The organism is Pseudomonas sp. 8_5_2, assembly GCF_059295255.1.
The window spans coordinates 4,640,333-4,653,482 of record NZ_CM181238.1 but is presented as its reverse complement, the minus strand read 5'-3'; the positions used below and the strand labels follow the sequence as shown (position 1 = coordinate 4,653,482).

Here is a 13,150-nt window from a genome sequence, read left to right as displayed (position 1 = left end):
GGGCTGCTTTGCAGCCCATCGCCGGCGAGCCAGCTCCCACAGAGACTGCGCAGGGCTGGACGGCTGCCCAATTCCTGTGGGAGCCGGCTCGCCGGCGATGGGCCGCAAAGCGGCCCCGCTTTCAGTTACAACACCACGCTAGGCAGCCATAGCGAAATGGCCGGAATGTAGGTCACCGCGATCAGTACCAGGAACAGCGCCAGGTAGAACGGCAGCAGTGCCTTCACGGTCGATTCGATGCTCACCTTGCCAACGGCCGAACCGACGAACAGCACCGCCCCCACCGGCGGTGTAATCAAGCCTATCCCCAGGTTCACCAGCATGATCATGCCGAACTGCACCGGGTCCACCCCGATACCGGTAACCACCGGCAGCAGGATCGGCGTGAGGATCAGGATCAGCGGTGCCATGTCCATCACCGTACCCAGCAGCAACAGCATGAAGTTGATGCACATCAGGATCACGTAGCGGTTGTCCGACAGTGTCAGGAACGCCGTGGTGATCTTCGACGGGATCTGCATCAGGGTCATCACGTAGCCAAAGCTGGCGGCAAAGCCGATCAGGATCATCACGATCGAGATGGTCCGCACCGTGCGGTGCATCAGCTTGGGCAGGTCGCGCCACTTGTAGTCGCGGTAGACGAACATGGTCACGAAGAATGACCACACCACGGCCACTGCCGCCGATTCGGTGGCCGTGAATACGCCCGACAGAATGCCGCCAAGGATGATGACCATGGCCATCAGGCCCCATAGCGCCTCGCCGGCGATCTTCAGCGCCTGGCGCAGGGGGATCACTTCGCCCTTGGGGTAGTTGCGCTTCCGGGCGAACAACAGGCACAGGCCCATCATCACCCCACTCAGCAGCAAGCCTGGCATCACCCCGGCCATGAACAGCGAGGCGATCGACACCGTGCCGCCCGCCGCCAGCGAATACAGTACCGAGTTGTGGCTTGGCGGGGTCAGCAATGCCTGCACCGAGCCACTGACGGTCACGGCGGTGGAGAACTCTCGGGGGTAGCCTTTGCGCTCCATCTCCGGGATCAGCACCGAACCCACCGACGCGGTGTCGGCCACCGACGAGCCGGAAATCGCACCGAAAAAGGTCGAGGCCATGATGTTGACCAGCGACAGCCCGCCGCGCACGAAGCCCACCAGCACCCCGGCAAACGCCACCAGGCGCCGTGACATGCCGCCTTCGGCCATGATCGCGCCGGCCAGCACGAAGAACGGAATGGCCAGCAGCGAGAACTTGTTAACCCCACTGGCCACCTGGATCATCATCGCCTGCAGCGGAATGTCGATCCACCAGGCGCCGATCAGTGCCGACAGGCCCAGGGCATAGGCCACCGGCATGCCGAGCAGGATGAGGGCGACGAAACTGCCCAACAGAATGAACGCATCCATTTATGCCGCTCCTTCGCTTTCTTCTTCGAGTTGGTCGAAGCGCACCACCTTGCGCTGGCTCTGGTCGCCCAGCAGCAGTTTCTCCAGCACAAAGACCAGGGTCAGCACACCACCGATCGGGATCGGCGCATAGGTCATGCCCACCCGCACGCCCGGCAGCGATGCCAGAAACTGATTCCAGGTGGTGATGCACAGCTTGGTGCCGTACCAGGTCATGAACACGCACACCAGAATCATCAGCACTTGCACCAGCAGCGCGGCCAGCTGCTGCGGCAGCGGAGGCAGGCGGTCGGTGATCATCGCCACCGCCATGTGCGCCCCGGCCCGGTAGCTGGCGGCGGCGCCGACGAAGGTGAACACCACCATCAGCAGGATGGCCACCGGCTCTGGCCAGCTGGCGCCAGTGCCGAGCACGTAGCGGGCGAAGATGCCCCAGGGGATGATCAGCGACATGGCCAGGATCGACAGGCCGGCGATCCAGATGCAGCCGCGGTAGAGCGTGTCGTTCGCACGCAGGAAAAGGTTTTTCATGGGCATCACCAAAGCGGCAGGGCGGCGGGCGCCGCACTGCCGAGGTCGTTCGGGAAGGGACCGGGTTACTGGACGGCGTCGATGCGCTTCATCAGGTCGGCGTACGGCGCGCCGTATTTTTCACGTACCGAGGCGGTGGCGTCGTAGAACGGCTTCTTGTCGACGCTGATGAATTCCACGCCGGCGGCCTTGAGCTTCTCTTCGCTGGCGGCGGACTTGGCGTCCCACAGTGCGCGTTCTTCCATCTGTGCTTCACGGGCCACTTTTTTCACCAGCACCTGCTGCTCGGGGCTCAGCTTGTTCCACGTGGTCTTGGACATTACCACCGGCTCCGGCAGGATCAGGTGACCGGTCAGGGTGTAGTACTTGGCACTCTGGAAGTGGTTGTGCTCGAGCAGCGTCGGCGGGTTGTTCTCGGCGCCATCGATCACGCCGGTCTGCAGCGCGCTGAAGATCTCCCCGGTGTCCATGGCGATGCCGTTGCCGCCCATGGCGTTCATCATGTCGATGAACAGCGGGTTGCCCTGCACGCGAATCTTCATGCCCTTGAGGTCTTCAAGGCTGCGCACTGGCTTCTTGGTGTAGATGCTGCGCGAGCCACCGTCCATCCAGGCCAGGGCGACCAGGTTGAAATCGGAGTTGGTGATCTTGTCGAGGATCTCCTGGCCGATCTCACCGTCGATGATCTTGCGCATGTGTTCGTGGTCGCGGAATACGAACGGCATGTTGAACACGTTCACATCCGGCACCACCGGGCCGACGATCCCCAGGCTGACGCGGGTCATCTGCACGGCACCGATCTGCGCCTGTTCGATCACTTCCTTTTCCGAGCCCAGCACGCCACCGGCGAACATCTTGAAAGTAATGTCGCCATTGCTGGCCTGTTCGAGTTTTTTGCCCATGTTCTGTTCGGCAACCACCGTCGGGTAGCCGGCCGGGTGGATTTCGGCGAACTTGATGTCCAGTGCCGAGACGGGCATGGACAGGCTGAGGGCGAAGGGGAGTGCGGCAAGAAGCAGCTTGCGTTTGAACGTCATGATGAAACTCCGTGGTTTTTATTATCCGGTTTCGGGCGTGCAAGTGTTGGTGTGGCAAAGGGCTCAGCCCCGGTAGGCAGGTTCCTCGACACCCTTGGTGCCAGGGTTGAGGGCAAATACTCCGCCAGCCAGGGGCTGGTCGCTGAGGTCGGAGCCCGCGGGGCGGATCGAGGTGACGTACAGGGTGTCCAGGTTGGCGCCGCCAAAGGCACACATCGCAGGCTTTTTCACCGGCACGTCGAGTGAGCGGTCAAGCCGACCTTCGGGGGTAAAGCGATGGACCTGCCCGGCATCGTTGCCGCAGATCCAGTAGCAGCCATCCTGGTCGATGGCGGCGCCATCGGGCCGGCCGGGGTAACCGCGCATGTCGACGAACAGCCGTTTGTCGTGCGGCGTGCCGCTGTCGATGTCGTAGTCGAACACCCAGACCTTCTGCACGTTGGGGTGCGAGTCGGACAGGTACATGCGTTTGCCATCGGGGCTGAAGGCCAGGCCGTTAGGCACGATCATGCCATCCAGCTGCAGATGCAGCTGGCCTTCGCCATCATGCCGGTACAGCGCGCCAACGTGGGCGCCCTGCGGCATGTCCATGAGCATGCTGCCGGCCCAGAAGCGGCCTTGGCGGTCACAGCGTCCATCGTTGAAGCGCATGCCAGCCTGGGCATGCTGCACGCTGCTGAGCAGGTGGCTGTCGAGGCTGCCGTCAGCCTTGGCCTGCAGCTGGAATATGCCGCTTTCCATACCGGCCACCCAGCCTTCGCCGCTGCGGGCGATACAGGCGAGCATCTCGTCAGCCTGCCAGACCTGGTGCATGCCATCGGCCGCCTGCCAACGGTGCAGTTGGCGTGCGGGAATATCGACCCAGTACAGGGCCTGTTCGCTTGGGTGCCACACGGGGCTTTCGCCGGTGCCGTTGCGGGCGTCGACGATCAGTTCGCAGTTCATGGCCGTGCCTCCTGGCGCAGTGGGTCAGTTGAACGGGCCGGCCACGGCGAAAGCGCCGCCCTGATAGACCATGCTCGGGTCATCGGCGGCAGGCGCCGGCTGGGCTTCCACGGCGGCGCGGAAGGCTTCCGAGCTGTCCTTGGGCGCGTAGCCCAGGTGCGCGGCATGGCGGTTGTCCCACCACACGGTGCGGTTGTCGGAAGCGCCGTAGACCACGGTGTGGCCAACGTCCGGCGTAGACAGGCCTCGCTCGATCAGCTGCAGCAGGTCGTCATAGCTCAGCCAGGTGCAGAGCATGCGCGGGTTCTGCGGTTGTGGGAACGACGAGCCGATGCGGATGCTGACGGTCTCGATGCCGTAACGGTCGAAGTAGAAACTGGCAACATCCTCGCCATAGCACTTGGACAGCCCGTAGTAGCTGTCGGGACGGCGCGGGGAGTGGGCGTCTATGCGCTCGTCCTGGCGGTAGAAGCCGATGGTGTGGTTGGAGCTGGCGAAGATGATGCGCTTTACGCCATGTTTGCGCGCCGCCTCATAGATGTGGAATACGCCACAGATGTTGGGGCCGAGGATGTCTTCGAAGGAATGCTCGGTGGATACGCCACCGAAGTGGATGATGGCATCAACGCCTTCGACCAGGGCATGCACTGCAGCCTTGTCGGCCAGGTCGCAAGTGACGACCTCTTCATGCGGCCCGGCAGCGGGCGCCATGGGGCTGATATCGGAAAGGCGCAGGACCTCGGCGTAGCCTTGCAGGCGATCGCGAAGGACCTTGCCCAGGCCGCCTGCAGCTCCGGTGAGCAGCAGGCGATTGAGGGGAGTTGTGGTCATGGCCGGCTCTTGTTGTTGATTGTTGTAGGTTGTCGTATGACTTTTGTGATTATTGGCGGTGGTTCCGGTGGTTGTCAATGAGGCTTGTGTGGCTTTTGCCGGCCTCATCGCCGGCAAGCCAGCTCCCACAGGTACTGCACATAGCTTGAAATCGGCGCGCTCGGTGTAGGAGCTGGCTTGTCGTGGCGACGAACCGCTGCGATGGGCCGCAGAGCGGCCCCATAACAGGCAGAACGGTTTTTCCGGTTACAGCAACGAGAGCGGATAGTTGAAAATCAACCGGTTCTCATCAAACTCGTTATTGCTGTAATCCCGACGAATCGAAGAGTTACGCCACTTCACGCTCAAATCCTTGAACGCCCCGCTCTGGATCACATAGGCAAGCTCGGTCTCGCGCACCCATTCCTTGCCATCGGTCACCACCCCGCTGTGGACATCCTGGCCGCTGATATAGCGGTTCATCAGCGTCAAACCCGGCACCCCCACAGTGACGAAGTTGAAGTCATGCCGCACCTGCCACGAACGCTCGTTGGCGTTGTCGAAGCTGGAGTTGTAGCTGTCGTTGGCCAGGGTCCCGCCACTGGTGCCATTGACCCGCATCCAGGTATCGCCATCGACCTTCTGCAACCCCACCCAGAAGGTGTTGCCACCGTACTTGGCCGAGAACATTCCCGAGTAGGTCTTGTTATCCAGTTCGCCTGCGCGCCTGGAACCGTCATCATCGCCATGGAAGTAGCCCAGGTTGGCGCCCAGGGTCCAGTCGCCCAGCGGCTGGCTGTGGCTCAGTTGCAGGTACTGCTGCTGGTAAACGTCCTTCAGCACAGCGTTCCACAGCCCGACCAGGGTGCGGTCCTGGTTGAACTTGTACTCGCCGCCGACGAAGTTGAAGCGGTCCGACACCCCGCCGCCGTAGCTCATGTCTTCCATGCTGGCGTCATTGCGCGGGCTGTTGCCGCGGAACTGGCCGCCGTACAGGGTCAGGCCGGCAATCTCGTTGGAGGTGACCTGCCCGCCGCGGAACGTCTGCGGCAGCGAGCGCCCGTCGTCCGAGCGCAGGATCGGCAGCACCGGCATCCACTCGCCGATCTTCAGTTCGGTCCTGGAAATCCGCGCCTTGCCTGCTACCGCCAGGCGCCCATAGTCATCCGCCGGCCGGCCATCGTCATGACGCGGGAGCAGCGCCGTGCCATAGGTGCCGCCACCGCCGTCGAGCTTCACCGACCACAGCCCCAGCACATCCACGCCGAACCCGATCGGGCCCTCGGTGAATCCCGAACGGGCATCGAGGATGAAGCTTTGCGTCCACTCCTCGGCTTTGCTTTGCGGGTTGGCGGGGTTGGTGAAATTACGGTTGATGTAGAAGTTGCGCAGCCCGAGCGTGGCCTTGCTGTCCTCGACAAAACCCGCCGCCAGGCTAGTGCCTGGCAGGCCGGCAATGACCCCGGCGCCGAGCAGGGCGAAGGGAAGGGTTTGGCAGATTTTCATTATTGTTGTGCTCCCGAAGGGTGTAGCAGCCCGTCCACCGGGCACGCGCAAGCGGCCTGCGGCAGGGGCGAGTAGATTACGGGCCGGTCAGGGCCTGGGGTGACTGCGTACTAGCCGGCGGCTAGGTACCGGTGGATGTACGTGAGCTGGCCGCGGGAAAAGAGGTGTGCAACAGGCGTGGATGGAGCGGGATGAGCGTCGACATGATTTCGTCCACTGATTGTTGTTTTTGTTATGCGTTGTCGTACAACTGTGGGCGATTATTAGCAAGGAGGCGGTAGGCTGTCAATCCGTAATCAGCCAGCGATCAAGGCTGAAATACCCGAAAAACGGACGCACGTGCTCTACAATGCCGCGTGTAAAGACATACGACGACCCTGTCCGCACCCAGGCCCTTGATGGCGCTCGGCCTTTGGTACGAGCGGGTTCATCAATGCATTGAACCGCCGCGAACACGGGCGGAGCGCGTGCCATTCTCCCCCTTTACCAATCAAATCCAGTTGGCGGTGGACCCTGCCGCAACCCTGGGCTGTCTTCAGATCTGGCCTCGCCCTCGACCACGCAGACTGGCATGTCCAGTCCCGGCATCCTCGTTGGTGCCGTACCCCTCCTGTCGGCGTGGGCGGGGCTTCTTCTTTTTTCGCAAGGCTTCCCGGCTAAGATCGAGCGCTCCCTGGCGCTATGGGCGACAGCTATCTTGGCAAATTTCCGTGCTACGCGATTCCCTGTAAGAGCGGCCTTGTGTCGCGAAAGGGCCGCACAGCTGCCCCGGCAATATTACAGGTGCGGAGTCTGGGGCCGCTGCACGACCCAAAGCAGCTCCTACGGCGATTGCGCTAGCGGCTCATAAGTGAATGGACTGTGGCCACTGCCAGCGAACAATCCGCCATTGCAGAATCACCAAGATCAGTGCATTGTAATGACATTCGTCATTACATGAGGGCCAGGTTATGGCTTCCATCAACATCCGCGTCGACGATGATCTCAAAGCCCGCGCCTACAAAGAGCTCGAGCGCCTCGGCGTAACCCCCTCTGAACTCATGCGACAGGCTCTGCAATATGTAGCTGAGCGGGGCAAGTTACCCTTCCGGCCGGTCCTCATGACCGAAGAAGATGAAGACCTCATTGCCACTGTGCAGGAGCGACTGGCTTCGCCGCAGCGCGTGAGGGTGCAGCTGGATGACCTATAGCCTCGACTTCGATTCCCGTGCATTGAAAGAGTGGAAGAAACTGGGCGATACCGTGCGTCAGCAGTTCAAGAAGAAACTGGCAGAGGTTCTGCTGAATCCTCGGGTTGAAGCCAATCGTCTTCACTCGCTACCAGACAGCTACAAGATAAAGCTGCGCAGCAGCCGGTATAGGCTGATCTATCAGGTCATTGACCAAGAGATCGTGGTTTTTGTCGTCGCTGTCGATCGCCGTGAAAGAGACCAAGCTTACAAAAAGGCTGCTGAGCGACTCGAGTAGGCCTCCAGGATATGGCAGTCCCAGGCTGCAGTCTCAAGGTAGACATCGCCAAAAAGCTAGAGCTCTGATTCTGTGGGAGCGGGCTTGCCCGCGAAGAACCCCATTCTGCCATTCCCGAGCCAATAAAAAAGGCTGCCAATCGGCAGCCTTCTTGATGTTCAGCCCGGAAAATCAGTCCCAGCTCAACGCCCCACCCGTCTGATACTCGATCACTCGCGTCTCAAAGAAGTTCTTCTCTTTCTTCAAGTCCATGATTTCGCTCATCCAAGGGAACGGGTTGGTAGTCCCTGGATACTCTTCTTTCAGACCAATCTGGGTCAGGCGACGGTTGGCGATGAACTTGAGGTAGTCCTCCATCATCGCGGCATTCATGCCCAGCACGCCGCGTGGCATGGTGTCGCGGGCGTATTCGATCTCCAGCTGGGTCCCTTGCAGGATCATCTGGGTCGCCTCTTCCTTCATCGCCGCGTCCCACAGGTGCGGGTTCTCGATCTTGATCTGGTTGATCACGTCGATACCGAAGTTCAGGTGCATCGACTCGTCACGCAGGATGTACTGGAACTGCTCGGCAACGCCGGTCATCTTGTTGCGGCGGCCCATGGACAGGATCTGGGTGAAGCCGCAGTAGAAGAAGATGCCTTCCAGCACGCAGTAGTAGGCGATCAGGTTGCGCAGCAGCTCTTTGTCGGTTTCGACGATGCCGGTGTTGAATTCCGGATCGGAGATGGCGCGGGTGTACTTCAGGCCCCAGGCGGCTTTCTTCGCGACCGACGGGATCTCGTGGTACATGTTGAAGATTTCGCCTTCATCCATGCCCAGCGATTCGATGCAGTACTGGTAGGCGTGGGTGTGGATCGCCTCTTCGAAGGCCTGGCGCAGGATGTACTGGCGGCACTCCGGGTTGGTGATCAGGCGGTACACGGCCAGGGCCAGGTTGTTGGCAACCAGCGAGTCGGCAGTGGAGAAGAAGCCGAGGTTGCGCATGACGATGCGGCGCTCGTCTTCGGTCAGGCCGTCCTGGCTCTTCCACAGGGCGATGTCGGCGGTCATGTTGACCTCTTGCGGCATCCAGTGGTTGGCGCAGCCGTCCAGGTACTTTTGCCAGGCCCAGTCGTACTTGAAAGGTACCAGCTGGTTGAGGTCGGCGCGGCAGTTGATCATGCGCTTTTCGTCAACGGCGACGCGGGCCGAGGATCCTTCTAGCTCGGCCAGGCCTTCGGCGATGTCAAGGTCATTAAGCGACGCCTTGGCACGCTTCACTGCCTCGGAGTCGGTCGAAACTACGGCACGAGCTTCCAGGGCGGCGGCACCGCCGGCGCTGTCGAGCTTGTCGATACCTGGCTGGCTGGCTTGAGTGCTACTTGGGCCTTTAGTGGTGACTTCGTTTTCGTCCTTGTCGAATTCGTCCCAGCTCAGCATGGTGTTTTGGCTCCGCTTGTGGGTCGCTTGTGGGCGACCGTAAAAATTAAGATGAAGTGGTACTGCTAGAGACCACGCATGAACCGCCTCGGCTCACGAGGTGTCCCTGCAAAGGTTTCGAATTTGGTTTGAATGGCCATGAGCTTGGTGATCAGCGATCACAGGCTTCGTTGACGTACCGGCCGCAAAAGGCATCCGGAGGCAGGGGCCGACCATCGTAAGCGGTCAGAATTTTGAGCCGCTTTTGGAGGGGCAATATTGTACCGGAAAACGGCAATTCAGGGGCTTTCATGTCGTGTCTCCGATCTCTTTTTTTGGTAAGAGACCCGATAACCGTCGATGAGTTTGTCAAGACGCCAGTAGGGCAAAATTCGCCTATATGGTGTTGTGTCTTGTTCCGAAGCACACGATATAGTTTTGAGAGGTAGGGGACAAGCGAGAAATTCAAGCCGAGTTTGCCCTGAGTCAAGAGGATGGGCGTTACGCCGCATGGAAACGGAGCTCCGGCCTGTCAGGATCAGCTAACCGATTGACGAATGGCGATCGAGCGAAGGGGATTTTGAGTCAATGAAGCGGGGGGAATGGAAGCGCTGAGACAAAGAACAGGCAAAAAAACAGTCAGACCTCCTTGCCAGGAAATCGGTCACAGGTCAAGAGGCGTCATGGCATCTGCCCCAAGTAAAGCCGCAGAGTGTTAAAGGAAGAGTGAAGAAATGAGCATGGGCATTCCAAAAACAGAAGCCGGGAGTATTGCTCTCCCGGCTTTTTCTGCATTTACTTCGATTTCTTCACGGTTTCAACCACGTGGGTCTTGGGGTTCTGACGAGCCTTTTCGACCGTGGTGAAGCGCCCGCTATCCGCATCGCGACCGATTTTCTGGCCGCCGGATGATGTCTTTTTAGACATAGCGTGATTCTCCAATTTAGATGAGCATCACTTGACACTAGTCCTGACAGGCACGAAAATTCGCGCTCACTTTAGATCTGTAGGATCTAGCCTCCCTTTGAGCGATGCACGTGCTCGTGGGAGATCCAAGCCCGATGCAGCTGTAACTGCGTCGGGCTTTTTATTGCCTGAGAAAAGCAGTTCTTACAAAGCGGGGCGAGAGAAGTAACCTTCTTTCGCCCCGTGTTTACCTTACTGGCAGGCTTCGCAGTCAGGCTCGTCGATCGCGCAGGCCTTCGGCACTGGCGCAGGGCCGGCTGCCTGGACCGGGGCGCTGTCGCCACCGCTGGAAACGGCGTTGAGCTTGCCGGTGTTGATGGTCGACTTCTCGGTGCTGGTCGCAGCCAGGGCACGGAGGTAGTAAGTGGTTTTCAGACCACGGTACCAGGCCATGCGGTAGGTCACGTCGAGCTTCTTGCCCGAGGCACCGGCGATGTACAGGTTCAGCGACTGAGCCTGGTCGATCCACTTCTGGCGACGCGAGGCAGCATCGACGATCCACTTGGTCTCGACCTCGAACGCGGTGGCGTACAGGTCTTTCAGCTCTTGCGGGATACGCTCGATCTGCTGCACCGAACCGTCGTAGTACTTCAGGTCGTTGATCATCACCGAGTCCCACAGGCCGCGGGCCTTCAGGTCGCGGACCAGGTACGGGTTGATCACGGTGAATTCGCCCGACAGGTTCGATTTCACGTACAGGTTCTGGTAAGTCGGCTCGATCGACTGCGACACGCCGGTGATGTTGGCGATGGTCGCGGTTGGCGCGATGGCCATGATGTTCGAGTTACGAATACCTTTTTGCACGCGAGCACGCACGGGTGCCCAGTCCAGCGACTCGTTCAGATCGACGTCGATGTACTTCTGGCCACGGGCTTCGATCAGGATCTGTTGCGAGTCCAGTGGCAGGATGCCTTTGGACCACAGCGAACCCTGGAAGGTCTCGTAGGCGCCGCGCTCGTCGGCCAGGTCGCAAGAAGCCTGGATGGCGAAGTAGCTGACCGCCTCCATCGACTTGTCGGCGAACTCGACGGCAGCGTCGGAACCGTAGGCGATGTGCTGCAGGTACAGCGCGTCCTGGAAGCCCATGATGCCCAGGCCGACAGGGCGGTGCTTCATGTTCGAGTTGCGCGCTTGCGGCACCGAGTAGTAGTTGATGTCGATCACGTTGTCGAGCATGCGCACGGCGGTGTTCACGGTGCGTTGCAGCTTGGCGGTGTCCAGCTTGCCCTCAACGATGTGGTTCGGCAGGTTGATCGAGCCCAGGTTGCAGACCGCGATCTCGTCCTTGTTGGTGTTCAAGGTGATCTCGGTGCACAGGTTGGAGCTGTGAACCACGCCCACGTGCTGCTGCGGCGAACGCAGGTTGCACGGGTCCTTGAAGGTCAGCCACGGGTGGCCGGTCTCGAACAGCATCGACAGCATCTTGCGCCACAGGTCTTTGGCCTGGATGGTCTTGAACACCTTGATCTTGTTGTACTCGGTCAGGGCTTCGTAGTACTCGTAACGCTCTTCGAAGGCCTTGCCGGTCAGGTCGTGCAGGTCTGGCACTTCCGATGGCGAGAACAGGGTCCACTTGCCGTCATCGAAGACACGCTTCATGAACAGGTCAGGGATCCAGTTGGCGGTGTTCATGTCGTGAGTACGACGACGGTCATCACCGGTGTTCTTGCGCAGCTCGATGAATTCTTCGATGTCCAGGTGCCAGGTTTCCAGGTAGGCACAGACAGCGCCCTTGCGCTTGCCACCCTGGTTTACGGCAACGGCGGTGTCGTTGACTACTTTCAGGAACGGCACGACACCCTGGGATTTACCGTTGGTGCCCTTGATGTAGGAGCCCAGTGCGCGCACCGGGGTCCAGTCGTTGCCCAGGCCACCGGCGAATTTCGACAGCATGGCGTTGTCGTGGATCGCGTGGTAGATGCCTGACAGGTCGTCCGGCACGGTGGTCAGGTAGCAGCTGGACAGCTGCGGGCGCAGGGTGCCGGCGTTGAACAGGGTCGGAGTCGAGGCCATGTAGTCGAACGACGACAACAGGTTGTAGAACTCGATCGCACGGGCTTCCTTGTCTTTCTCTTCCAGCGCCAGGCCCATGGCCACACGCATGAAGAACACCTGCGGCAGTTCGAAGCGCACGCCGTCCTTGTGGATGAAGTAGCGGTCGTACAGGGTCTGCAGGCCCAGGTAGGTGAACTGCTGGTCACGCTCGTGGTTGATCGCCTTGCCCATTTTTTCCAGGTCGAAGTCGGCCAGGGCAGGGTTGAGCAGTTCGAACTCGATACCTTTGGCCACGTAGGCCGGCAGGGCCTTGGCGTACAGGTCGGCCATCTCGTGGTGGGTGGCGCTTTCGGCCACCTCGAGGAAGCCCAGGCCTTCGGCGCGCAGGGTGTCCATCAGCAGGCGGGCGGTGACGAACGAGTAGTTCGGCTCGCGCTCGACCAGGGTACGGGCGGTCATCACCAGGGCGGTGTTGACGTCCTTGATGGCCACGCCGTCGTACAGGTTCTTCAGGGTTTCGCGCTGGATCAGCTCGCCGTCCACTTCGGCCAGGCCTTCGCAGGCTTCGCTGATGATGGTGTTCAGGCGGGCCATGTCGAGCGGCGCCAGGCTGCCATTGGCCAGGGTGATGCGGATGCTTGGGTGCGGCTCGACCACAGCGTCGGTGTGGGCGCGGGTGGCACGCTCTTTGGCGCGCTGGTCGCGGTAGATCACGTAGTCGCGGGCGACTTTCTGTTCGCCGGCGCGCATCAGGGCCAGTTCGACCTGGTCCTGGATTTCTTCGATGTGGATGGTGCCACCCGATGGCATGCGACGCTTGAACGTGGCGGTGACCTGCTCGGTCAGGCGCGCGACGGTGTCGTGGATGCGCGACGAAGCGGCGGCGGTGCCGCCTTCAACTGCGAGGAACGCCTTGGTGATGGCCACGGTGATCTTGTCGTCGGTGTAGGCGACGACAGTGCCGTTACGCTTGATCACGCGCAGTTGGCCGGGGGCGGTGGCGGCCAGATCCTGGTTGGAATCGGCGGCCTGCGGCACCTTGGCCTGCGGGTTCTCGCGAGTTGTGTCGGTTTGCATGGGTGGGTGTCT

11 protein-coding genes are annotated in these 13,150 nt (G+C 60.7%); 2 read left to right on the top strand and 9 right to left on the bottom strand.

Annotated elements, in window-relative coordinates; translation table 11 throughout:
• Positions 1–125: 125 nt before the first annotated feature.
• The 6 genes from AC5O5R_RS21325 to AC5O5R_RS21300 all read right to left on the bottom strand — a co-directional run bounded on the left by AC5O5R_RS21325 (position 126) and on the right by AC5O5R_RS21300 (position 6,235).
• Positions 126–1,406 carry a TRAP transporter large permease gene (locus AC5O5R_RS21325; protein WP_172229324.1) on the bottom strand — a complete coding sequence of 427 codons (1,281 nt, stop codon included), beginning with the start codon at positions 1,404–1,406 and terminating at the stop codon, positions 126–128.
• Positions 1,407–1,937 carry a TRAP transporter small permease gene (locus AC5O5R_RS21320; RefSeq protein WP_172229322.1) on the bottom strand — a complete coding sequence of 177 codons (531 nt, stop codon included), beginning with the start codon at positions 1,935–1,937 and terminating at the stop codon, positions 1,407–1,409.
• Positions 1,938–2,002: 65 nt separating this feature from the next.
• The gene (locus AC5O5R_RS21315) at positions 2,003–2,974 is read right to left on the bottom strand and encodes a TRAP transporter substrate-binding protein (protein WP_172229320.1); all 972 of its coding nucleotides are present in this window, start codon (positions 2,972–2,974) and stop codon (positions 2,003–2,005) included.
• Positions 2,975–3,037: 63 nt separating this feature from the next.
• Positions 3,038–3,919, bottom strand: coding sequence for a glucurono-1,5-lactonase (locus AC5O5R_RS21310; protein WP_172229318.1), 882 nt, complete (start codon positions 3,917–3,919; stop codon positions 3,038–3,040).
• A 24-nt stretch (positions 3,920–3,943) separates the two neighbouring features.
• On the bottom strand, positions 3,944–4,750 hold the full coding sequence (locus AC5O5R_RS21305) for an NAD-dependent epimerase/dehydratase family protein (protein WP_172229316.1): 807 nt from the start codon (positions 4,748–4,750) through the stop codon (positions 3,944–3,946).
• A 246-nt stretch (positions 4,751–4,996) separates the two neighbouring features.
• Positions 4,997–6,235 carry an OprD family porin gene (locus tag AC5O5R_RS21300; RefSeq protein WP_172229314.1) on the bottom strand — a complete coding sequence of 413 codons (1,239 nt, stop codon included), beginning with the start codon at positions 6,233–6,235 and terminating at the stop codon, positions 4,997–4,999.
• Between the two features lie 950 nt (positions 6,236–7,185).
• Between AC5O5R_RS21300 and AC5O5R_RS21295 the strand changes: the two genes are divergently transcribed.
• Together AC5O5R_RS21295 and AC5O5R_RS21290 are read left to right on the top strand one after the other, a co-directional pair.
• The gene (locus tag AC5O5R_RS21295) at positions 7,186–7,425 is read left to right on the top strand and encodes a type II toxin-antitoxin system RelB/DinJ family antitoxin (RefSeq protein ID WP_028700126.1); all 240 of its coding nucleotides are present in this window, start codon (positions 7,186–7,188) and stop codon (positions 7,423–7,425) included.
• Positions 7,415–7,702, top strand: coding sequence for a type II toxin-antitoxin system RelE family toxin (locus AC5O5R_RS21290; protein ID WP_172229312.1), 288 nt, complete (start codon positions 7,415–7,417; stop codon positions 7,700–7,702). The genes AC5O5R_RS21295 and AC5O5R_RS21290 overlap by 11 nt, the downstream gene beginning before the upstream one ends.
• A gap of 171 nt (positions 7,703–7,873) precedes the next feature.
• Here AC5O5R_RS21290 and AC5O5R_RS21285 read toward each other — a convergent pair whose 3' ends face one another.
• The 3 genes from AC5O5R_RS21285 to AC5O5R_RS21275 all read right to left on the bottom strand — a co-directional run bounded on the left by AC5O5R_RS21285 (position 7,874) and on the right by AC5O5R_RS21275 (position 13,138).
• A complete protein-coding gene (locus AC5O5R_RS21285; protein WP_494514739.1) occupies positions 7,874–9,121 on the bottom strand; it encodes a ribonucleotide-diphosphate reductase subunit beta in 1,248 nt (415 codons plus the stop codon).
• Between the two features lie 774 nt (positions 9,122–9,895).
• Positions 9,896–10,027, bottom strand: coding sequence for a hypothetical protein (locus AC5O5R_RS21280; RefSeq protein ID WP_256676297.1), 132 nt, complete (start codon positions 10,025–10,027; stop codon positions 9,896–9,898).
• A gap of 231 nt (positions 10,028–10,258) precedes the next feature.
• Positions 10,259–13,138, bottom strand: coding sequence for a ribonucleoside-diphosphate reductase subunit alpha (locus tag AC5O5R_RS21275; protein WP_172219728.1), 2,880 nt, complete (start codon positions 13,136–13,138; stop codon positions 10,259–10,261).
• Positions 13,139–13,150 lie beyond the last annotated feature (12 nt).